The sequence below is a fragment of the Streptomyces sp. NPDC055955 genome, assembly GCF_042270245.1.
Classification (GTDB): Bacteria; Actinomycetota; Actinomycetes; order Streptomycetales; family Streptomycetaceae; genus Streptomyces.
In genome coordinates this window covers 129188-148624 of the sequence record NZ_JBHJYS010000019.1, presented here as the reverse complement: position 1 = coordinate 148624, position 19437 = coordinate 129188, and the positions used below count along the sequence as shown (strand labels likewise).

General features: G+C 68.5%; 17 protein-coding genes. 11 read left to right on the top strand and 6 right to left on the bottom strand.

Annotated features, from left to right (window positions below; genetic code table 11):
• Positions 1 to 11 precede the first annotated feature (11 nt).
• Positions 12 to 344 carry a hypothetical protein gene (locus ACFC96_RS32200; RefSeq protein ID WP_340457226.1) on the top strand — a complete coding sequence of 111 codons (333 nt, stop codon included), beginning with the start codon at positions 12 to 14 and terminating at the stop codon, positions 342 to 344.
• A gap of 1346 nt (positions 345 to 1690) precedes the next feature.
• On the opposite strand, the gene ACFC96_RS32195 is transcribed toward ACFC96_RS32200, so the two are convergent.
• Positions 1691 to 3820, bottom strand: a complete 2130-nt coding sequence (locus ACFC96_RS32195; RefSeq protein WP_376615463.1) for a glycogen debranching N-terminal domain-containing protein — start codon at positions 3818 to 3820, stop codon at positions 1691 to 1693.
• A gap of 144 nt (positions 3821 to 3964) precedes the next feature.
• Between ACFC96_RS32195 and ACFC96_RS32190 the strand changes: the two genes are divergently transcribed.
• The 8 genes from ACFC96_RS32190 to ACFC96_RS32155 all read left to right on the top strand — a co-directional run bounded on the left by ACFC96_RS32190 (position 3965) and on the right by ACFC96_RS32155 (position 11316).
• Complete coding sequence (locus tag ACFC96_RS32190) at positions 3965 to 5017, top strand: LacI family DNA-binding transcriptional regulator (RefSeq protein WP_376615461.1); 1053 nt, start codon at positions 3965 to 3967, stop codon at positions 5015 to 5017.
• A gap of 57 nt (positions 5018 to 5074) precedes the next feature.
• Positions 5075 to 6316: an extracellular solute-binding protein gene (locus tag ACFC96_RS32185; protein ID WP_376615459.1), complete on the top strand. Its 1242-nt coding sequence runs from the start codon at positions 5075 to 5077 to the stop codon at positions 6314 to 6316.
• On the top strand, positions 6313 to 7440 hold the full coding sequence (locus tag ACFC96_RS32180) for a carbohydrate ABC transporter permease (RefSeq protein ID WP_376615457.1): 1128 nt from the start codon (positions 6313 to 6315) through the stop codon (positions 7438 to 7440). The genes ACFC96_RS32185 and ACFC96_RS32180 overlap by 4 nt, the downstream gene beginning before the upstream one ends.
• The gene (locus ACFC96_RS32175; protein WP_376615455.1) at positions 7437 to 8333 is read left to right on the top strand and encodes a carbohydrate ABC transporter permease; all 897 of its coding nucleotides are present in this window, start codon (positions 7437 to 7439) and stop codon (positions 8331 to 8333) included. The genes ACFC96_RS32180 and ACFC96_RS32175 overlap by 4 nt, the downstream gene beginning before the upstream one ends.
• A 497-nt stretch (positions 8334 to 8830) precedes the next feature.
• Positions 8831 to 9169, top strand: coding sequence for an STAS domain-containing protein (locus ACFC96_RS32170; protein ID WP_376263988.1), 339 nt, complete (start codon positions 8831 to 8833; stop codon positions 9167 to 9169).
• 282 nt (positions 9170 to 9451) lie between these two features.
• Entirely contained in the window at positions 9452 to 9814 is a 363-nt protein-coding gene (locus tag ACFC96_RS32165) for an SsgA family sporulation/cell division regulator (RefSeq protein WP_376615454.1), read from the top strand.
• A gap of 555 nt (positions 9815 to 10369) precedes the next feature.
• The gene (locus ACFC96_RS32160; protein ID WP_376267161.1) at positions 10370 to 10864 is read left to right on the top strand and encodes a MarR family winged helix-turn-helix transcriptional regulator; all 495 of its coding nucleotides are present in this window, start codon (positions 10370 to 10372) and stop codon (positions 10862 to 10864) included.
• Positions 10861 to 11316 carry a MarR family transcriptional regulator gene (locus ACFC96_RS32155; RefSeq protein ID WP_376228367.1) on the top strand — a complete coding sequence of 152 codons (456 nt, stop codon included), beginning with the start codon at positions 10861 to 10863 and terminating at the stop codon, positions 11314 to 11316. The genes ACFC96_RS32160 and ACFC96_RS32155 overlap by 4 nt, the downstream gene beginning before the upstream one ends.
• A 1038-nt stretch (positions 11317 to 12354) precedes the next feature.
• Here ACFC96_RS32155 and ACFC96_RS32150 read toward each other — a convergent pair.
• On the bottom strand, positions 12355 to 12561 hold the full coding sequence (locus ACFC96_RS32150; protein WP_340457238.1) for a cold-shock protein: 207 nt from the start codon (positions 12559 to 12561) through the stop codon (positions 12355 to 12357).
• 388 nt (positions 12562 to 12949) lie between these two features.
• Here ACFC96_RS32150 and ACFC96_RS32145 point away from each other — a divergent pair, with 388 nt between their 5' ends.
• Positions 12950 to 13090 (top strand): hypothetical protein, encoded by a 141-nt coding sequence (locus tag ACFC96_RS32145; protein WP_376615452.1) that lies wholly within the window; start codon positions 12950 to 12952, stop codon positions 13088 to 13090.
• Between the two features lie 302 nt (positions 13091 to 13392).
• Here the strand turns inward: ACFC96_RS32145 and ACFC96_RS32140 are convergent, their stop codons facing one another.
• From ACFC96_RS32140 to ACFC96_RS32125, 4 genes are all read right to left on the bottom strand, one after another.
• Positions 13393 to 14733, bottom strand: a complete 1341-nt coding sequence (locus ACFC96_RS32140) for an FG-GAP and VCBS repeat-containing protein (RefSeq protein ID WP_376615451.1) — start codon at positions 14731 to 14733, stop codon at positions 13393 to 13395.
• 1458 nt (positions 14734 to 16191) lie between these two features.
• Entirely contained in the window at positions 16192 to 16692 is a 501-nt protein-coding gene (locus ACFC96_RS32135) for a substrate-binding domain-containing protein (protein WP_376615449.1), read from the bottom strand.
• 252 nt (positions 16693 to 16944) lie between these two features.
• Entirely contained in the window at positions 16945 to 17868 is a 924-nt protein-coding gene (locus ACFC96_RS32130; protein WP_376615447.1) for an NADP-dependent oxidoreductase, read from the bottom strand.
• 258 nt (positions 17869 to 18126) lie between these two features.
• Complete coding sequence (locus ACFC96_RS32125) at positions 18127 to 18270, bottom strand: hypothetical protein (protein ID WP_376615445.1); 144 nt, start codon at positions 18268 to 18270, stop codon at positions 18127 to 18129.
• Between the two features lie 493 nt (positions 18271 to 18763).
• Here ACFC96_RS32125 and ACFC96_RS32120 point away from each other — a divergent pair, with 493 nt between their 5' ends.
• Positions 18764 to 19297 (top strand): CbrC family protein, encoded by a 534-nt coding sequence (locus ACFC96_RS32120; protein ID WP_376226486.1) that lies wholly within the window; start codon positions 18764 to 18766, stop codon positions 19295 to 19297.
• Positions 19298 to 19437: the final 140 nt, after the last annotated feature.

Here is a 19437-nt window from a genome sequence, read left to right as displayed (position 1 = left end):
ATGTGAGAAGAGTGATCGAAGTGCTGCGTAGCCCGCGGCGCCCCCTCGTGCTCGGCACGGTGCTGACCGTCGCGCTCGCCGCGCAGTCAGCTCTGATCGTCGCCCAGCAAATGCAGATCGACGATCTGCAGATGCAGCCCGTCGATGTCCAGGCGAACGTTGAGCCCGGCCCTTCAGGGCCGTCTGGTCCCGCAGGTCCCGTTGGTCCCGCTGGCCCTATCGGTCCGGCAGGCAAGGACGGCACCAACGGGAAGGACGGGAAGGACGGCACGAACGGGAAGGACGGCAAGGACGGCGCGAACGGGAAAGATGCTGTCGCTCCGCCGGCCCCGGCTGCAAGTTAGGCACGCGGCCGCACTGGCCGGCTCCTGCGGCCTGCGCTGGAGGGTATTCCGCTCGTGCGCGGGGCTGGACAGTGCAGTCGAAGTGGTGGACAGCGCCCGGACGGGGTGCAGCGCCGCCGAGGTGGCCGGAGGCACCCGTGGCACGGCGCGGGATCGTCGACCCGCCGTCAGGGGACGGTCCTGGAACGTCGCATTCATAGTGGTTGTGGCCCGAAAGCAGACACCGAAACTCGTGACACCTCTTGGGCTTCTCCATGTGCCGAGGGCGGCCGAAGCAGATGGACGTGGTTCCGCACAGCTGCCTGCGCTGCGCCCGTGACGTGCTTCAACCCCTGCCCGCTGTGACCGGCAGAAGTGAGGTGTCCGGTCGCCCCGGGAAGGGCGCTCGACGCAGAGGTCGGTCCCCTGCGGCGCCCCTGCTTTTTGCTCCTTGTCATCGCACAACGTGAGGAATGATGTGGGAAGTTTGAAAGAGGCGTGGCGTGGCCCGCAACGGCGCCTTGCACTCGGCGCAGCGCTGACCGTCATCCTCGTCGCGCAGGCAGCTGTGATCGTCGCCCACCAGCAGCAGATCGACGAACTCCAAGCACGGCGCATCGCCCTCCAGGGGAACAGCATCCGGCAGGGTCTGCCCGGCCCGCCTGGCCCCTCCGGTCCCTCCGGCCCGGCCGGCCCCACCGGCCCGACAGGTGTGCCGGGGAGGCACGGACACGACGGCTATCACGGCGTACCAGGGCACGACGGAAGGACAGGGAGGCATGGCAGGAACGGGGTCGTCATCTACCTCAGGCCGTGCCGCCATGCGGCCGCCTGTACCCACTGCCCTTCAAGGCAGTCAGTGGTCAGTAAGCGTCCCTTTCATCAGTCGCCCGGGTCTGCCCGGGGTCCGCGAGGTGCTGGAGTTTGCCGGCGGTGAGTTCGGCACGACGGGGATTTGGTGTCGGTCAGCCACACGCCGCGCCTGACCTGGGTGTGCCACCGGCCCGGGCACGGACCTGGTGATGGCTGAGGGTCAGCCGCATGCGTGCCTCGTGGCAGCGGAAACAGAATGCTGCCTCGAGGCACCTCCGGCCAACCACAGCGCTCAGTCTCGACAGCCCATGACCTCGACCGGCCGACCGTGTGAGGCTTGCAAGCCCTGGAGCGTTGGCTTCCCAGCATCACGGCACAACAGCCCGGGTCCGAGGGCGCCCTCGTACACCAGGGTGCTCCAGCCCGGCGAGATGCCGTGCCGGTGCTGCTCGCTGTCGGGCAAGGGGCAGGCACGAAGCACACCGCCGGCGGGGACATGGACATGTGCGGTGTGCTTCGTGCCATGTTCGGTGGGCAGCCGCTCGGGGGGCGCGTCAGGCGGTCACCTCGACGGGCGCCGACGTACGCGTACGCACTGTGCCGTCCGCCGCGACCGACACCGTCAACTCGTGCCCGGCCACGTTCAGACCGGAGACGGTGAGCGGCAGCAGCCGGCTCTCTACCGGGCGGATGGTCAGGGCTCCTTCCGGTGCGTTCGCCTGGAGGCCGAGGAGCGCCTGGAGCAGGGCGACGGATGACGCGGCGGCCCAGGCCTGGGGGCGGCACGACGCCGGATACGGGGCAGGGCGGGCGGACGCGGAACGGGCCGTACCCGCGAAGAGTTCGGGAAGGCGGGAGTCGAAGGCGGGCCCGGCCGCGATCAGGTTCTCGGCGAGGCGCCGGGCGTGGTCCGGGAACCCGGCGCGGGCGAGTCCCTGCACGGCGATGGCGGTGTCGTGCGGCCAGACGCTGCCGATGTGGTAACCGAGCGGGTTGTAGCCGCCGTTGCTCGTCGCGTAGGTGCGCAGACCGAACGCGTCGGACAGAGCGGGGGAGAGGAGGCGTTTTGCGAGGGCGGCTTCCTCTTCGGGGTTGAGCAGGCCGGTGCCGAGCAGATGGCCCATGCCGGAGGTGACGGCGTCGACCGGCCGCTTGTCGGCGTCGAGCGCGATGGCCACGTAGGGGCCGTGTTCGTCAGAGACCCAGAAGGTGCGCCGGAAGGCCTCCTGGAGGCGTCCGGCCCAGGCCCGGTAGCGGTCTGCGCCAGGTCGGTTGAAGGCGTCGAGGAGATCGGCACCGGCGACGGCCGCCTCGTACGCGTACGCCTGCACCTCGCACAGCGCGATGGGCGCGGTCGCGAGGGAGCCGTCCCTGAAGCGCACCGAGTCGCCGGAGTCCTTCCAGCCCTGGTTGGCGAGGCCGGTGCCGGTGGAGTCGATGTACTCCAACAGGCCGTCGCCGTCCGGATCGCCGTACTCCACCAGCCAACTGAGGGCGGCTTCGAGGTGTGGCAGCAGGTCGGCGACCTCCGTGGACGGCATGCCCCAGCGCCAGGCGTCGTGCAGCAGGCAGATCCACAGGGGGGTGGCGTCGATGGTGCCGTAGTACTGCGCGGGCAGGCGGGTGCCGTCGTCGAGTTCCTGCGTCTCGGCGCGTACCTCATGGAGGATCTTGCCGGGCTGTTCCTCGGTGGAGGCAACGACGTTGCGGCCCTGTCGGCGCGCGAGCGTGCGCAGGGTGCCGGCCGCGAGTTTCGTCCCCAGCGGCAGCAGCATGCGCGCCGTCCACAGGGAGTCACGGCCGAACAAGGTCAGGTACCAGGGCGCGCCCGCGCCGGTGAAGACGTCGCCGGGAGCCTCGGGGTCGCAGAGCAGGAGGCCGGCGAGGTCCTGCTCGGCCCGGCCGACGAGGCGGGTGAAGTCGCTGTCCGCGCTGTCGAGTCGGAGCTGCCCCCAGGGGCGGTCCTCGTGGGCCGCCGGGCCGAAGGGGGTCGGGGTGTCGGTGGCGGCGCGGCCTTCGAGGACGCAGGTCCAGCTCTCACCCGGAGCGAGGTGGACCTCGAAGGTGAAGGCGCCGCGGTGGCCCAGGGTCGAGACGCCGGTCGGTGCGGTGGTGTCGCCGGTGCGGGCGGTGAGCGTCATCCGCGCGTCGTGCGCGGACCATGTCAGTCGGCCGTCCTCGCCTCGCGGTTCGCACAGGGGAGTGGAGGCCCCGCTCTTGACGGCGTCCATGGCGGCGAAGTCGCTCTCGGCGGTGACGGTGACGGTCGACCGGGCGTGCAGAGAGCCGTGGTTGGTGAGGGACAGCGTCTCGGTGAACCGGCCCGGTGCGACGGTGCGTTCCCTCAGCAGGGTCACTGCCGGGTCGGCGGTCTGCTGCGCTGTTCCGCGCAGAACCGCGTCGAACGTGGCCCGGTCGGTGCTCTGCAGCACGGAGTTGGTGGGGGCCGGGCGGCCGCCGTCGACGGTCAGGTGCAAGGAGCGCAGAAAGCGGCGGTCGCCGTGGTAGAACCCGTCGACCGGCGCCGCGAGGTCGCCGTCGGGGCGTGAAGCCACGAAAGAGGGCGCCGACAGGACGAGCACCGCATCGTGGACGAACGGCTGGCCGCCGGACTCGAAGACGGGTGCGGGAAGGTCGAGCGACTGCGCCGGGGACTGCGTCTGCTGCGGGATCTGCTGCGTCATCGAGACGGGACCTCTGGCCTTCGTTGCTGCCGTGTGCGGCATGTACAGTGACGGAAATTCGTGCTTGGATCGATCCAATCAGGCATTGGATCGATCCAAGCCGGTTCGTGTCCACACCGTACCCGACGTTCTGTATGGATTGAAATGAACAAAGATGTTCCCGGCGGGGGTTCAGGACCGGCGGCACGGCCGCCGACGATGGCCGATGTCGCCCGCCGTGCCGAGGTGGGCAAGCAGACGGTGTCCAATGCGCTCAACAAGCCGGAACTGCTGCGGCCCGAGACGCTGGCCCGGGTGAAGGCCGCCATCGAGGAGCTCGGATATCGGCCCCACACCGCGGCCCGCTCGCTGCGCCGCCGTGAGTCGCGGACGATCGGATTCGCCCTCGAACGCAGCGTCGCCGGGCGCTCCAACGCGGTGAACGACCGCTTCCTGCACGCGCTGGCGGCCGCGGCCGGATACCGGCTCCTCGTGTTCTCGGTCGACTCCCGCGAGCAGGAGATCGAGCGCTACGACGAACTGCTGGGGGAGCAGGCCGTCGACGCGTTCGTCCTCGACCGCACCGCCGCCGACGACCCGCGCCACCGCTGGCTCCACGACCGGTCCGTGCCCTTCGCCGCGTTCGGCCGCTCCTGGAGCGACGAGGGCTTCGGCGACTGGGTGGACGTCGACGGCGCGGCGGGCATCGAGGCCGCGACCGAACACCTGGCCGCCGCCGGGCACCGGAAGATCGGCCTGCTGGGCTGGCCCGCCGGCAGTGGGACCGGTGACGACCGTACGCAGGGCTGGCGGCGCACCATGAAGCGGCGCGGCCTGCCCACGCGCGGGCTCACCGCGGCGGCCGCCAACCGGCCCGACGCCGCCCGCCGGGCCGCGAGCACGCTGCTGGACAACGGCGTGACCGCGATCGTGGCCGTGAGCGACGCGCTGGCACTGGGCTGTTACGACGCTCTGCGGGAGCGCGGGCAACAGCCGGGCACGGACGTCGCGGTGACCGGCTTTGACGACTCACCCTTCGCGGAACTCCTCGACCCGCCCCTGACCTCCGTGGAGCAGCCGCTCGAAGAGGCTGCCGCGGAATGCGTGCGGATGCTCGTCGAGCGGATCGCCGACCCCCGACGCCCCTATGAGCAGCGGCTGTTGACGCCCCGGCTCGTGGTCAGGGACAGCTCCGGACCCGCTGCCGCGGGCGCCTGACCTCGCAGCCCCTTCCATCCCCACCACACGGCACTCACCTTCACCAAAGGAACGATCATGAGCCGCACCCAACTGCCTCTCGTCGCCTGCGTTCTGTCGGTCTCCCTGCTGTCCACCGCCTGCTCATCGGGGTTCGACAAGGACGCCGGGCAGGAGAACTCGGGCAAGCAGGACATCAGGGTCCTGATAGCCACCTCCGGCTCCGCCGAGACCAGTGCGGTGAAAGAGGTGGCCGCCGCCTGGGCGAAGGACTCGGGCAACTCCGTCACGGTGGACGTCGCGCAGAACATCGACCAGCAGCTCGGCCAGGCCTTCGCCGGCAGCAACCCGCCCGACGTGTTCTACACATCGGGCGACCAGTTCTCCACGTACGCCCAGCGCGGCGCGCTGTACGCCTACGGGGACAAGCTCGACGACCGCGACGACTTCAGCCCTGTCCTCACCCGGGCCTTCACCTACAACGACAAGCTGTACTGCGCGCCGAAGGACCAGTCGACCCTCGGGCTCGCCGTGAACACCACCTTGTGGAAGAAGGCCGGGCTCACCGAGGCCGACTACCCCAAGACATGGCAAGAGCTCGAAGCCGTCGCCAAGAAGCTCACCAGGAAGGGGGTCACCGGCCTCTCCTTCAACCCCGACTACGCCGAGATCGGCCCCTTCTTCAAGCAGTCCGGGTCATGGCTGACGAACCCCGGGCAGACCAGGATGACCGCGACCGACGCCGCCAACGTCAAGGCACTGACGTTCGTCAAGAAGCTGCTCAACGAAGGTGTCCTGAAGTATCCGAAGGACCTGGGGTCCGGGTGGGGCGGCGAGGCCTTCGGCAAGGGCAAGGCCGCGATGACCGTCGAGGGCAACTGGCTGGCCGGGGCGATGAAGAAGGACTACCCCGACACCGCGTACAAGGTGCTCTCCCTGCCGGAAGGCCCCGGGGGCAAGGGCACGATGGCCTTCACCAACTGCTGGGGCGTCGCCGCCAAGAGCAAGCACCACGACGCCGCCGTCGACCTGATCGAGCAACTCACCGCCGACTCCGCCCAGTTGAAGTTCGCCAAAACGCTCGGCGTCATGCCGTCGAAGACGACCCTGTTCGACACCTACAAGCAGCAGAACCCCGGGTCGACCGCATGGGCCGACGGCGCCGCCTACGCCCAACTGCCCGTAACCGCACCCGGAATGCGGCAGGTCATGGCCGAGTTCAACACCTCCTTGGCCCAACTGGCCGACAGTGACCCGAAGAAGCTCCTGAGCGACCTGCAGAAGAACGGCACGAGCGTCCTGGGCGGTAACGCTCGATGAGCACCGTCACCGCCACCGGCACGTCGGGTGCCGAACCCGGTTCTCAGAGCCCCCCGGCCCCGCGCCGCAGGCCGCGCCGTGAGGGCCGCCAGGGGCTGTGGGGCTGGACCTTCGTCAGCCCCATGGTCGTGGTGCTCGGACTGTTCCTGGCGCTCCCCGTCGTCATGGCCCTGTGGGTGAGCCTGCTGGACTGGGACGGCCAGTCGAACCCGTTCTCAGGAGCGGCCGACTTCGTCGGACTCGCCAACTACAAGGCTCTGTTCGCCGACCAGGGACTGACCCGGACGCTGTTCATGACGTCCCTGCGCAACAACCTCTACTACGTCCTGCTGGTCGTCCCACTGCAGACAGCGCTCGCGCTGGGCCTGGCTCTCGCCGTCAACCAGCGGCGCCTCAAAGGCAAGGGCGCCTTCCGCACGGCGTTCTACTTCCCGTCCGTCACCAGCTCCATCGCCGTGTCCACGGTGTTCCTCTTCCTGTTCCAGAGCAGCGGAGCCGTCAACAACCTGCTGAAGTGGGTCGGCATCCAAGGACCGAACTGGTTCACCGACGCACGGGGTCTCGTGTGGGTGGCGCTCGGCGGGGTCGGCATCGTCGACCCGGACAGCCCGCCCGCCGCCCTCGCCGACCACGGTGTGCTCGGCCTGTCATGGTGGGACTGGTTCTCCGGACCGTCCGTCGCGATGTGCACCATCATCCTGCTGGTGATCTGGACGACGTCCGGCACCTTCATGCTGATGTTCCTCGCCGCCCTGCAGGACATCCCCGAGGCCCAGCTGGAGTCCGCCCGCCTCGACGGCGCCAATCGCCGGCAGACGCTGCGCCACGTCATCCTGCCGGCACTGCGCCCCGTCCTCTTCCTGGTGATCACGCTCGGTCTGATCGGCACCTGGCAGGTATTCGACCAGGTGTACGTGATGAGCCAGGGCCAGCCCGCGAACACCACCCTGACCCCCGCCTTCCTCTCGTACAGCCTGAGTTTCAAGGACGCGCAGTACGGGACCGGCGCCGCGATCTCCTTCGTTCTGCTGGCGATCATCCTCGTCATGACGGGGATCCAGCGCTTCGCGCTGCGCGAGCGCGACGGCCGTGGACGGCGTCGCACGAGGAGGACCACCCGATGACCACTTCGACGGTGACACAGCACGCGTCGGCCACCGCGCGGAGCCGGGCGCGTGAGCGGCGGCGCAACGCACAACTCGTGGGCACGCTGGTGATGTCGGCGGTGGCACTGGCCTACCTCATGCCGTTCGTCATCCAGGTGGCCACGACGTTCAAGACCGATCCCCAGGCCGCCGCCTCGCCCCTCGGCCTCGTACCGGACCCGCTCTCACTGGCGTCCTACCGGCAGCTGTTCAGCGGCTCCGAGGGCGTGGCGTTCCCGACCTGGCTGGGCAACTCCGTGTTCATCGCGGTGGTCGTGACGGCGGGACGGGTCTTCTTCGACTCGCTGGCCGGCTACGCACTCGCCCGCCTGCGCTTTCGCGGCCGCGGACTGCTGACCGTGCTACTCATCTCGGTGATGGCCGTGCCCGGCGTCGTCCTGATGATCCCCAAGTTCCTGGTGGTGCAGTACCTGGGCATCTACGACACCTACACGGCGATGATCGTGCCGCTGCTGGTGGACGCCGTCGGTGTCTTCGTCATGAAGCAGTTCTTCGAGTCCGTTCCGCGGGAGATCGAGGAGGCGGCCCGCGTCGACGGCGCCGGCATCCTGCGCACCTACTGGTCGGTGGTCCTGCCGATGGCCAGGCCCGCGCTGATCACCCTCACGATCCTGTCCTTCCAGGGCTCGTGGAACGAGTTCACCCACTTCGTGGTCACCGCACAGTCCGCCGACCACGCCACGCTGACCACCGGTCTCGCCCAGTTCGTCTCGGGCGGCCTGGGATCCGGCACCCAGTACCCACTGAAGCTCACTGCCGCCCTGCTCGCCACGATTCCGGTCGCGATCGTCTTCTTCGTCTTCCAACGCCACTTCGTACGCGGCGGAAACGCGGGAGCGCTCAAGGAGTGAGCGCACGACGGGGTGGCGGACAGCGACGGCTGCCACCCCACTCCAACCACTCTCCTCTTACCGCCGCTCCCTCTTTCCGCTGCGCGATCCGTTCGACCGGGTGTGACCAACGTGGGCGCGTGCTCTGTGACGGACGGCTGGCCGTTCGTACCCGCTGGCCTGATCCCGATCCTCACCCTCGGCTCCGTCTCACCGGGATGACGTAGTCGGCCAAACACCGGCAAGGAAGAGCGCCGCAAGCTCAGTTCCAGACGGTGTGCCGTCAGGCCGCGCCCACGGCCGGGTCGGCCTTGACCTCTTTCGAGCTCCGCACCGTACCGAGCACGCCGCACCCGGCCGAGCCCCGAGGTCGGCATGTCGAGCCTCGCGGAGGAAGGGCCTTGGACGCGGGTGGGCTGATGGGTGAGGTCATGGCCAGCCGTTCGTGCATATGCGGAACGAGTGTGCGGCAGGCACGACCCGCAACCTCTCCCCAGGGCATGGCCGTTAGGCGGACCATGCACCCCGAATTTGCCATCAGCCACCGTGACGAGAACGGCTGGACCGTCGTCGAGGTCCACGGCGAGGTCGACGCCTCCACCGTGCCGCGCATCCGGGAGTACGTGAGCGCCTGCATCGAAGCGGGCCGGCACCGTCTCATCGTGGACTTGGAGGGGGTTTCCTTCATGGACTCGACGGGCCTGGGGCTCTTCGTCCGCATCGGCAAGTGGATCCGTGCACACGCCGGTGACCTGAGGCTGGTGATCACGAACCCGAATGTCCTCCAGATCTTCCGCATCACGAACCTGCACCGGTCCTTACAGATCTATGGCTCGGCGGAAGCCGCGATGGAGTGACATGAGAGGCGACGAAACGGCTCCGCCGGCGTGTAGAGAGCGGATTGGTGTGCGAACTCTTCCGAACACGTTGCGAACGGCTGACGCCCAACCCGGCTGGTGTCGGGCACATGGCTGCGTTCGATCTTCCAGACGTAAGTGCGATGGCGCGCGAGTCGTCGGCGCGCGGCTGCATCGGGGTAGGGGATGGGCAGGGTGAGTCCTGACGGTGACGGTCAACTCGAAGGCATGACAAGGGGGTTCGTCACCCTATCCGGCGGCGAACGTGAGCGGTGCGACATCATGCTCAGGTATTCCAGGGATGACCCGCTGGTCGTCGGCCTGATCGTGTCCCGGCCCGGCCACAGCAGCGTCTGCTGGGTCATCTCGCGGGACCTGCTGTCCGCCGGGCTCACCGGTACATCGGGCATAGGAGACATCACCGTGGAGCCTGTGGCCGAGCAGAGCAAGCCGCTCGCGGTCCTGCTACGAGTCCGCAATGAGCGGGGCGAGTCCCGCATCCACATCGATCACCAGGCCCTGCTGCTCTACCTGGAGTACAGCCACGCGATGATGCCGTTCGGTAGCGAGGCACAGTCGAGGCAGGCTGACGCGGAACTCGACCAATTGCTCGACGAGGGTCAGGACCCGCCCGCCGTGCAGTAAACGGACAGGAACGCCCCTGGATGCGCTGTGCTTCGACGCCGGTGTATGCCCGTTCCTGTCTGTGTGTGCCTGTGATCTCGTCCAGTGGACGAGAGCCGTTCCTGGAAGAGATCCCGCTGGACAACTACCGGGGCCTGTCGGCAGCTGCGCACTCAGCTCGACTGGAGCCGGGGCAACTCGTCAACGCGCTGCGCCGGGCCCTCAGGTCCTTGCTGAGTGGGGCTTCGCACCCGGTGCAGCAGAAGGATGAGCTCTGCAAGGGTGACTAGTGCCCACCGTGCCCCTCGGCGCAGCAGAGGGCCGTGCGCTCGGTCCTCGAACTCCCGGCCGGCCCGGGCAACTCAGCGTGTGCGCGTCACGGAATGCGTGCCGGAGCCCGAGCTGTGACAGCCCTGGAGTACTGCCGAGGCAGCGGCGAAGCGCTGTTTGATCACGCGACAAGGCATCGGTCCCGCCGGCGGCGGTTCGGCAGCGCGTCGCGACGCCGCGAGGGGCGCACCGTCGCATTTCGAAAAATAGTAGCCATGGACATAGTAGCTATGTACTCTATTTGTCATGAGCAAGGTCTTGCCGGGCCCCACGCCCGGATTCCTGGTATGGCGGCTCGCCAACAAGTGGCGCGTCGCGGTCGATCGCGCAGTGGCTCCGCTGGGCCTCACGCACGCGCAGTACGCACTGGTGGCGTCGTTGCACGGCATGCAGCGCGCCGGAGAGCGGCCCAGTCAGCGCCAACTCGCCGACCACACCGGCCTGGAGGCGCTCTACGTCTCGAAGCTGGCGCGCGCCCTGGAGTCGGCCGGCCTGATCGAACGCACCCGCAACCCCCGCGACCCGCGCGCCGTGCAGCTCGACCTCACCGAACAGGGCCAGTCCGTCGCGCGGCAGGCCATCGCGGTGGTCCAAGAGCTGCATCAGCAGTTGCTGGAGCCACTCGGCGGCCGAGACGCCCTGCGGACCCGCGCGTTCACCGACGAACTGACGACCCTGCTCGACGCACCTCTCGCTCCATCCGTACCGAACGACGAGAGCACTCAGGAGAGCACACCATGACCACCACTGCACCCACCAACGCACCCGCCGCCGACGCCCGCGCCCTCGGCCTGGCCCACTACGCCGCCCGCGGCGTCCTGGAGCACGTCCTGGCCCGGCACGGCAGCACGTTCCAGCAGCAGGTCGCTCTGCGCGCCGCCCTCACCACCGACGCCCCGCAAGCGCCGGACGACCTCATCGCCCAGGTCCAGGGCTCCCTCAAGGCCGATCCGGCCGACATCCGCGCCACCCTCGACGAGCTGCTCGCCAAGAAGCTGCTCGATACGGACGGCGCGCACCTCCGTCCCACGGACGCAGGGCGCGAGCTGCTCGCAACCGTCGGCGCGGAGACCACCCCTATCAGCGCCCGCATCTGGGGCGGGATACCCGCCGAGGACCTGGCCGCCGCCGGCCGCGTCCTCGCCCTGGTCACCGAGCGCGCCAACGCGGAGCTCGCGGCACTGACAGCCTGACCTCCCGGCCAGGCCTGTGACTGGCCTTGATCAGGGGGTGGTTCGCGTGGGGAACTCAACCCGGTAACGGGGTGGTCCAGGACGGCCCTGACTTCGTGATCACACCAGCCACGGCCTCGCTGCGCACAGTTCCTTCCGGCGAATCGGGTGGATGCGCGTCATGCCGAAGAGGATTTTGATCCTGAGGTGAGGAGGGCGGTCCGCGCACGGAGGTACCGCCACGCCTCACGATCTTTCCGCTGCCCTTCCGCTGCCCATTCGAGTCCAAGTTCGGCGAGGGCGGTGAGCTTGCCGGCGGTCAGAGTCGCCGGCGGGTTTTGGCCCTGGAGAGAAATGCTCCGAGCTTCACCTCTGACCCCTCCGGCAACGCCTCGACGTGGCCTCTTGGCGCCGGCCGCTAACTCACCCGCCCTCACCTGCTGCGTGAGGGACGCAAACCCCCGTTCGGGACGGTGGCCCCGCGTTGCGCACGGGACGCGGGGCCACCGACGGCACGCCGTCCGCGGCGCCCACACCGACCGTATGGCCGCCCGATCACAATTGCCCGCCGGGCTACTCCAGTCGCCGGTCCCCTTGAGGTCAGCACTCCTCCGGCAGAGCGGCGTTGAAGGGAATTGAGGTCGAGCTCTGGTGAGCTCGCCGCGCGTCTGACAGCGCGCACAGAGTTCGGTCCCTTCCTGGTCCCTCCGTGTGGCTCCTTACCGCATCCATCACCCCTCATTTCACGGAAGGACAGACGAAGAGCCCCGGCGACCGCGCGAAACGGCCCCGGGGTGTGGCCGACTACGAGGAGTCGACGTGATCGAGCGTGGCGAGCAAAGCGGGCCCGCGGAACTGGGGGACAGCCCCGCGGACTTGGCGTACCGCGCCCTCCTGACCCACGCCACGACATGCCATCGATGCGCGGCCAACTGGAGAGAGTGCCCCATCCGCCGCGCGCTGTCCGAGAGGCTGAGGCAGGTCCGCTGATGAGTGAAGTACCGCCGGCTCAGGTGGGGCGCACGCCCTACGTCGCGTCGGTTCCAGTCGGAGAAGTGATCAACCGATCCGGTTGACGTTCTCGGCCTGCGGTCCCCTTTGCCCCTGGGTGACGTCGAACTCGACCGCCTCGCCCTCGTTCAGCTCCTTGTAGCCGGTGCCTTGGATTGCGGAATAGTGCACGAATACGTCACTTCCGCCACCGTCCTGCTCGATGAAGCCGAATCCCTTTTCGGCGTTGAACCACTTCACGCGGCCAGTTGCCATCGCTGTCGATCCTTCGTGATGTCCCACGGCACCGACTCGCGGCACCGGCCGCAGCGGCACACGGCTCCGGCGGGACAAGTATCTATCAATCGTGAGAAATCGCCAGGATTGCCGTGCCGTGTGCAGACGTCGGCAGCAACCGGTCAGCGCCGACTTTCAGCGCCGCAGCCTCTTGGTGTTCTGACGCGGTGTGGTTGCCTGTCGCGTACGCCCCGCGCCAGATGTCCCCCTCGGTGACGATCGCGGCCGACGGGCGCAGATTCCCTTCCAGCGCCTCAGCACTGCAGTTCGAGCACACCCTCACCCGCAGGCAACGGCCTCGCCCTTTCCGCCAGCGACCAGCTCGCCACCGTGATCCTGTCCGGGTCACCGCTGACACCTGGTCCCGATGCCCGACCCGCCCCAGGTGCACCGCAACCCCGGGGCGGGGCCGGGTGTCGTCCAGGTCGGCTCCGCCCACCCGACGCAGCTCCAGCTCATGACCAACGCCGAAGCCGCCGGCCGGCTCACCGCCACCGCCGGTCGGTGAAGGTATCGGCCATTGCCGAGTACGAAGATCGTTGGATCTTTCGCGGGCGCAGTGTGGGCGACTCCCGAGGAGTTCACCGGACTGGTGGTGGAACTGGAGGCACTGGTCGCCGTCGTACGGGACACCCCCGGCGACAGCCGCATGCGTCACGTCATCAGCCGCGGTGAGGTCTCCGACAACGCGACGGGGGAGGAGGACGAGGACCAGGCCCCCTGCCCCCGTACACGTGCAGACCCCGGGAGGGGCTCCCGACCGTCCGTTACGAGGCCCGGGTCTACGGGCCCGGGACAACGAGCATGTGCCTACACCCCTCGGGCCTTACTGGGGGTGACCGGGAAGGATGCCTCGTCGCGGTCCGTGCCGTCGGTGATCCACCATCTGTCCTCGCCAAGAAGGGCCAGTTCTGCGCGGCGGTCGCCGTCCCAGTCGTGGACGGCGAAGAGCGTGCCATACATGGGGCCGTCGTCACCCGGCACGGAGCGTTTGGTGGCGCGCCAGGGCTTCGACCCGAGCCCGTGCTCGGAGCCGCCCCGCAGCACCTCGATCCGGGCGTCCCCCGTCTCCTTCTTCTTGGTGAGCTGTACGGCCAGGTCGTCGCAGCCGTCGCCGTTGAAGTCTCCGGCGGCGAGCCTGGTGCCGAAGCCTTCCTTGAAGTCGCCGCCATCCATGGTGATCCATTTCCCCGGCTCTTTCCCGTAGCGGACGCTGACCTGGCCGCGCCGGGGAGGTGTGTCGATCTCGTCGTAGCTATCGACGAAGCTCCGTCCGATGGCGACGTCCTGCCGCCCGTCGCCGTCGAAGTCGCCGAAGGCGACGTTCTCGCCCTCCGGCAGCCGCTCGGGTTCCTTACTCAAGCCGCCGGCAGTACGGGCGCCTCCGGTGAACAGCAGGGGCGGATCCCACGGGGAGTCGTAGAGCGCGAGATCGGTGGCGCGGTCCTCGTTCGCGTCCCCGGCGACCAGCACGGGTGACGCGCCCTCGTGGACCGGGCTGGGAATCTCCAAGGTCCGGGTGGGAGCGCCAGAGCGCTGGAACGGTCCCTTGAGGACGACCAGTTCCTGATCCTCGTTCGAGAACCTGAAGACCGCGAGGTCGGTGTGACCGTCCCCGTCGAAGTCGCCGGCGATCGGCGCGGTGTTGTATCCGCTGCCCGGCAGTGGGACGCGCCCGTGCGGTCCGCCGGCTTGCGGGCCCTTGGGGCCTCCCCACAGGACCTGGGCGGCGCCGCTGACGATGAGGTCGGCGTGCCCGTCCTCATCCAGGTCGGCGATCGTGGGTTGCCACGGATCGTCGCCCGTCTGAATGTCGTCCGGCACACCGAGGTCGTCGCGGGTGAGGACGGTCGTGCGGTCGTGGTCCGGACCGTGCTCGGAGCCAGGCACGATGATCACGTCGAAGTTCTCCGTGTCGGAGATCTCGTGCACCAGATCGATGAAGCCGTCCCCGTCGAGGTCGAGGGCCGAGGGCGTGTCCGGGCGCGCCGAATCGGCCCGTCGGCAAGGGCTGTTGGGCACCGAGCGCGCGCCGTCGGACGGGAGGAGGACAAGGAACGCCACCACCGCCGCCACTACGAGGGAGGCCGAGGCGGCGTGCCACATGCGCAGGTGGCGGAAGAACGGACCGCCTGCTGTTGGAAAGTGCATCAGCCCACTTCACGGGCGTGGACGCGGCCCGCACAAGGAAGCGGATCATTTTGTTACGGGGGTGATGCGCGGGCGGCCCTTACCCCCCCGTTCCGGCCCACGGGTGCGTGAGGCGGAGACCTGGTCCAGGAGCTGGGTCCCGGCCACCGAGTCCTGCACACTCGCTGCTGGGACCGAGGAACCCTTCGAGGAACGGAGGAACGGAGGAACGGAGGAACGGAGGGACGGAGGGACGGAGGGGCGGAGGGGCGGAGGCGGGCGAAGCGCTTGGCGCTGTCCCCGGTCAACTCCACGGCCGTCAGGCCAACTTCCTTGTGGAGAGCGCCCAGCCGATGGACGACGGCTTCGCGCGCGGCCTGGACGGATGACGAAGGGGAGCCGGGTATGGTCCGGCTGCCAGTGTTTTGTGATCAGCGGATCTGGTAGAGGTCGTGAGGACCGGCGCAGCTCCAGCCCGCGTCGAACGCTAGGTGCACAGCTTCGCGGCAGCGGCAGGGCGAGCGGCCCCCTCGGTCAGCTGGCAGGAAGTTGCCGGCGGCCTGCCGACCTTGGGGCGTCTGTGTCTCAGGTGACGACGTCGACTATGGGTACATCGGTGCAGCCATTGGGCAGAGTCGACTGGAACCCGAACAGGCTCAGTTGCCCCGCTTTCGCATCCCCGCGGTCGTCAGCACCAACGTCGGCACCGACACCAGCACAGCCCACCCCAGACGTCGTGTCTGGAGCGAGGCGCACGTTGTCTCCGCCCCCCTCTCCATCGATCCGTAATTGGGGGTCCATTCGGTGCCGAGGACGGAGTGGCACTTGGAGAGGGGGTAGCCCGAGCTGATGTCGGGTGCGCTGGTCAGCAGCCATAGGGTCGTAGCGAACCCGGCGCATGCGAGAAGCCATATGAATGTTCTGGTCATACCGTGACCCTAGAGGCTCGTTCCCTAGGTGCGGCCTGTCGTGGATGCCTTGGAACCGCATCGGTGAAGTCGCTGTCCTCATCAGGCAGTTCGGTGAAGCCCTCCGATCACTGTCTCCGGTGCCCCGAGGGGGTCGACTCCCCATCCGGGGGCGAGGGATGGCTCGGTCGAAGCCGTGGGAGGCTGACGACGAGTTGTGGGCGGTGTTCGAGCCGCTGTCGCCCAAGGTCGAGCGTCGGCTTCGGCACCCGTGGCCCAAGCGGCATCCAGGCGTGTGGACTCTTCAAGTCAGTGCCGTTGCCGCCGGCCGCAGAGTGACCGTGCCCGCTGGAAGAAGGCCTTCGAGGCACGGATGGGCCAGATAGCGGTCCGCTTCGCGCGGAGTCCAACCCTGGTCCCAGGTACGGTACTTGGTACTGGGACCACTGTCGGACATGACGCCCAAGAATTGTCAGGTCAACTACAGAGTAGTTAGCCGGTGGTTTCGTCCACGAGAACGGCCGACTGCCGGGCCAGCTCGGCCCGGCAGTGCCAACCCGTCCGACGGGGGCTACCCCCGCACGTTCAGCGCCGGGCGCAGTTTGAGGTGGTGCGTCGGACGGCCCGGATCCTGCAGTCTTCTGACCAGCAGCTCTACGGCCGCGGCGCCCACCGCCTTCCGAGGGGGCGCCACTCCAGTGACTGGGGGGTCGGCCAGGGCGGCGAGCTCGTCGTCGTAGGTGACGACGGCCAGGTCGTCGGGGACCTGCACGCCGGCCGCGCGCGGCCGGCTCACCAGTGGAAGGGCGATGGAGTCGTTGTGCACCAGGACCGCGTCGAGTCGGCCGTCCTTGATGGCGTGCACCAATTGATCGCACTTGCGGTCCAAGTCGGCCATATCGTTCTCCTCCAGCGCACACGGCACCTCGGGAGGGCAGGGCTGCAGCCCCAGAGCGGTCAGGGCCTGCTCGTAGCCGACCTGCAGCATGGGAGCGGTCAGCGTGTCGAACCGCAGCAACGCGATACGGCGGCGCCCCTTGTTGGGCCAGATGGCGCACGGCCAGATGGGCACCGTATTCATGGTCGGTGGCGACGGCCTCAACAGGACAACTCGGAATCTGTCGTGTGCGGCTTCTCGAGCTGCACGACACCGCAGGGGTGAGGCGACCCGGGCCGTTGGTCCTGGTTGCGCACGACGATCGGCACCGGAATTTCGTCGTAGTGGGCCCCTTCGGCTCGGCCACCGCTCCCTGGGTTCTCCAGGGCTGAGACATGCATCATGGTGTGAGCCAGGCGACCGCCGGATCACCGAACCGGGCATTTCTCACTCATCTTCGGTGACGCGGATGATCGTCTTGCCGGGGGTGCGCTTGTCCGGGGCGAACGCGGCTGCCGTCTCGGCGAGCGGCCGGACCGCGCCGACGATCGGCTTGAGGCGGCCGTCCCGCAGCCGCTGAGCGAGGTCGGCAAGGCGGGCCCGGTCGGGTTCGACGACGAAGAAGACGGCTCGCCCGTCGCGGGGGTGGACGGTGACCGGCTCGGCGATGGTGACCAGGGTGCCGCCGGGGCGGACCAGTGCGGTGGAGCGTGCGAGGATCTCGCCGCCGATCACGTCGAGCACCACGTCAACCTCGCCGATGTCCTCCAGTTTCTCCGCCTGGAGGTCGACGAAGGCGTCCGCGCCCAGGCCGAGGACGGTGTCGCGGTCGCCGGCCCGGCCAGTGCCGATCACCCGGGCGCCCACCCCGCGGGCCAGCTGCACAGCGATGGAGCCGACACCGCCCGCGGAGCCGTGGATGAGAACGCTCTGGCCGGTGAGCAGGTGGGCGTGGTCGAACAGGGCCTGCCAGGCGGTGAGCCCGGAGATCGGCAGTGCGGCGGCCGTGACGTGGTCGACATCGGCCGGGAGCGGGGCGAGGTTGCGGGCCTCGACCGCCGTGTACTGGGCCAGCGAGCCGTTGCGGGTCCAGTCGGTCAGGCCGAACACGCGCTGCCCGACCGTCAGGCCGGTGGTGCCGTAGCCCAACTCGGTGACCACACCGGACAGCTCGTGGCCGGGCACACTCGGGGTTCGGTCACGACCGGCCCGGTCGGTCCAGGTGCCGGGCCAGTCCAGCTCGCCCGGCGTGAACCCGGCAGCGTGGACCTGCACAATCACGTCGTTCTCGGCGGCGTGCGGACGGGGCAGCTCGGTGAGGGCCAGGCCGCTGACACCGGCGTCACGGTCCTGGACGGTGATGGCTCGCATGAAGGGTTCCTCTGAGAAGGGATGTTCAGGAGAGACGGGCATCGCGCCTTGTGGGCGCCGGCATCGGTCCTTCAAGAGGCCGACCGCCCGCTCTGACCAACCTCAGCGCCACCCGTCCATGCCCGCCACCGCACACAACCGCGAACGAGGAGGGCCGGTAGGCGCCGTCGTAGTCACGCTTCCGACCCTAAGGACAGAGCGGCCCAAATGCGTGGGCCAATTGCATGGCCTTCCGGCGGGCCATTTTCCGAACCTTCGTCACCCACACACTGCGTCGTACACATCCTTGGCGGTGCTCACAGCGTTCACTACGGGGATGATCTTCTCGCCCGCGGTCCTGAGGATGAGCGTTCCCCCTTCCCAGGCAAAGCCGAAGCCCTTCTTGAGGTACTTCGAGATCATTGATGGGCTCATCCCGGTCCGGGCGACGGCGGGGAGTTGCTGTGTCTGCGGAAGTAGGTTGCCCAGCGCGCTGCTGACAGTGCCGGATGGGCAACGGAGATCAGGTCCACGGCAGGTTGCACGCTTTCCCATGGGGCCAGGTGGGTGGCCAGGCCACCTTGAGCCGGTTCCGAAGCGATGCCTGACCGGTTGGGTTCAGCCACGGGAGGTTGTCCTACATGGCCAGGGTGGAGGGGTTGGCCCAGTCCGGTTCCGGATCGGGGGAGCCCGTAGGCGGCGTTGATCCTTTGACCCATCTCTCACCAGGTCTTCGCCGTCTCCTGACGCGTGATCCCTATCCGGGCGGCGTATGAAACCCACGTCTCGCCAGGGCGCTGCTGGAAGGGAGAGATGTGGATGCCTCGCTCTCCGGCGTCTCTGGACCGGCATCCGATCGGCAGGAATGCCTTCTCGCCGCTTGATCACGGGACTTCCTTGCGGACAGACTGCGCTGGTGAGTGCTGACCTGCCCGCCTTCCGCTACCACCCCGATCCGCTCGCCAGCGGGTCCATCCGCGAGAGCACCGAGACATGCGTGTGCTGCAGCCGCGCCATGGGGTGGATCTATACAGCTACCTTCTTCACCGCCCAAGAGGTCAACGGCCCCTTGTGCCCCTGGTGCATCTCAGACGGCAGTGCGGCTGAAAGGTTCGCCGGCGAATTCACCGATTCCTACGGACTCGACGGCGTCAGCGAGGAGATCCTGCACGAGGTGACCCGCCGCACTCCCGGCTTTCATGCTTGGCAGGATCCGCGCTGGCTCGCTCACTGCCACGACGCGGCCGCCTTCATCAGCGAGGTCGGATACAGCGAACTAGCGGCCCACCCCGAGGCCCTCGACCAGCTCAGGCAAGACCTGCGTATGGACGGCTGGCACGACGCGGCCCAACTGGAGCAGTTCCTGACCCACCTCGGCGAGGGGGCTACTGCCATGCTCTTCCGCTGCACCATCTGCGGCACCCACCTCGCCTACGCCGACGCCTCATGACTCAGCGGCCAGCTGGCATCCCGCCAGATCGAACCGACGCTCGATTCAAAGGATCCGCACTGCTGGTCCTTGACGGTTGACCGACGCTCTGCTGACAGAACCGTGGCTGCCGTCCAGCAGAGCGCCAAAGGGCCGTACTG

What these genes read in the sequence shown, in the direction of transcription:
- ACFC96_RS32185 (WP_376615459.1), top strand. Translation starts at nt 5,075, where the DNA reads ATGAGCCGCACCCAACTGCCTCTCGTCGCCTGCGTTCTGTCGGTCTCC.
- ACFC96_RS32195 (WP_376615463.1), bottom strand. Translation starts at nt 3,820, where the DNA reads ATGACGCAGCAGATCCCGCAGCAGACGCAGTCCCCGGCGCAGTCGCTC.
- ACFC96_RS32160 (WP_376267161.1), top strand. Translation starts at nt 10,370, where the DNA reads ATGAGCAAGGTCTTGCCGGGCCCCACGCCCGGATTCCTGGTATGGCGG.
- ACFC96_RS32155 (WP_376228367.1), top strand. Translation starts at nt 10,861, where the DNA reads ATGACCACCACTGCACCCACCAACGCACCCGCCGCCGACGCCCGCGCC.
- ACFC96_RS32130 (WP_376615447.1), bottom strand. Translation starts at nt 17,868, where the DNA reads ATGCGAGCCATCACCGTCCAGGACCGTGACGCCGGTGTCAGCGGCCTG.
- ACFC96_RS32145 (WP_376615452.1), top strand. Translation starts at nt 12,950, where the DNA reads ATGCCCGACCCGCCCCAGGTGCACCGCAACCCCGGGGCGGGGCCGGGT.
- ACFC96_RS32150 (WP_340457238.1), bottom strand. Translation starts at nt 12,561, where the DNA reads ATGGCAACTGGCCGCGTGAAGTGGTTCAACGCCGAAAAGGGATTCGGC.
- ACFC96_RS32140 (WP_376615451.1), bottom strand. Translation starts at nt 14,733, where the DNA reads ATGCACTTTCCAACAGCAGGCGGTCCGTTCTTCCGCCACCTGCGCATG.
- ACFC96_RS32180 (WP_376615457.1), top strand. Translation starts at nt 6,313, where the DNA reads ATGAGCACCGTCACCGCCACCGGCACGTCGGGTGCCGAACCCGGTTCT.
- ACFC96_RS32125 (WP_376615445.1), bottom strand. Translation starts at nt 18,270, where the DNA reads ATGATCTCGAAGTACCTCAAGAAGGGCTTCGGCTTTGCCTGGGAAGGG.
- ACFC96_RS32165 (WP_376615454.1), top strand. Translation starts at nt 9,452, where the DNA reads ATGCTCAGGTATTCCAGGGATGACCCGCTGGTCGTCGGCCTGATCGTG.
- ACFC96_RS32190 (WP_376615461.1), top strand. Translation starts at nt 3,965, where the DNA reads ATGAACAAAGATGTTCCCGGCGGGGGTTCAGGACCGGCGGCACGGCCG.
- ACFC96_RS32170 (WP_376263988.1), top strand. Translation starts at nt 8,831, where the DNA reads ATGCACCCCGAATTTGCCATCAGCCACCGTGACGAGAACGGCTGGACC.
- ACFC96_RS32175 (WP_376615455.1), top strand. Translation starts at nt 7,437, where the DNA reads ATGACCACTTCGACGGTGACACAGCACGCGTCGGCCACCGCGCGGAGC.